This window comes from Nocardiopsis halotolerans DSM 44410, assembly GCF_000341065.1.
Lineage (GTDB): Bacteria > Actinomycetota > Actinomycetes > Streptosporangiales > Streptosporangiaceae > Nocardiopsis > Nocardiopsis halotolerans.
The window spans coordinates 1-1,069 of the sequence record NZ_ANAX01000183.1 but is presented as its reverse complement, the minus strand read 5'-3'; the positions used below and the strand labels follow the sequence as shown (position 1 = coordinate 1,069).

Below are 1,069 nucleotides of genomic sequence, written 5' to 3'. Positions count from 1 at the left end.
CGCGGCCCGCCCGCCGCGACGATCACGATGTCGGCGGCGGATGTGTGATCTTCGAGGTCGGCCGTCCGGGAATGGCAGACCGTCACGGTCGCGTGCCGTTCCAGCAGCAGCAACGCCACCGGGGTGCCCACGACGACTGACCGGCCGACCATGGCGATGTCCCTGCCCACGAGATCGACGCCGTAGTGATCGAGCAGTCGCACCACGGCCTCGGCCGTGGCAGGCGTGAAGCCGGGCAAGCCGGCCGCACAGCGTCCGAGGCTCGCCGGGTTCGCGCCATCGACGTCCTTGGCCGGGTCGATCTCCACGGCGAGCTCGGCCAGCGACATGCCGTCGGGCAGTGGGGTCTGCAGGATGATGCCGTGGACCTCCCGGTCCTGGTTCAAGGCGCGAAGCGTGTCCCGAACATGCGCTCGTGAAGCCGACGGGCCGAGGTCGGCGATGTCGCAGTCGATCCCGACGGCCGCGGCCGCCTTGGCGATCGAGCGCACGTACCACATGGTCGATTCGTCGTCGGTGGCTGTGACGACCACCAGCCTCGGCTGGGTGCCTGCCGCCCCCAGTGCGGCGGCCTGCCCGCTGGTACACCGCCGGATCTCCGCTGCCAGTGGCTTGCCCGACAGCACGGTGGTGACATGGTGCTCCGAAATCGTCGTGGCGGTCATACGGCAAGCTCCTCCCTGACCGCGGCGGTGACCTTCTCCGCCCGCTCGACGATGAGGTCGACGGACCGGGCCGAGGCCGAGAACTCCGCCCGTGCCCCGTTGTCCTTGATGCCGCCCAGGTTGACCTCGACGTTCACCCGGGCCGTGGTGGCGGCAGCGCGGGCGGCCTCGGCCGCCGCGACCACATCGGTGATCACGCTGCGATTGCCGATCGGAAGGATGCGCTCAGCCAGCGAGACGACTTCGGCGGCGGTCTCGATCACCGCGACAGGCGGCGCACAGGCCTCCCGCAAGGCCGCGGCCATGGCGGTGGTACGCGCCCCCTTCTCGTCATCGGTCGAGTGGGGAAGCGCGTAGGCGTCGATGACGGCCGTAAGAGCTCATATCATTTGGTGAGTCTGCGG

The 1,069-nt window shown here is 69.9% G+C and carries 2 protein-coding genes; both read right to left on the bottom strand.

Annotated elements, in window-relative coordinates:
- On the bottom strand, window positions 1-665 hold a 665-nt coding region (locus tag D455_RS0114050; RefSeq protein WP_017571353.1), incomplete at its 3' end, for a bifunctional 5,10-methylenetetrahydrofolate dehydrogenase/5,10-methenyltetrahydrofolate cyclohydrolase.
- Window positions 662-1,030, bottom strand: a complete 369-nt coding sequence (locus D455_RS30360) for a cyclodeaminase/cyclohydrolase family protein (protein WP_241480252.1) — start codon at window positions 1,028-1,030, stop codon at window positions 662-664. The genes D455_RS0114050 and D455_RS30360, both read right to left, overlap by 4 nt.
- Window positions 1,031-1,069 lie beyond the last annotated feature (39 nt).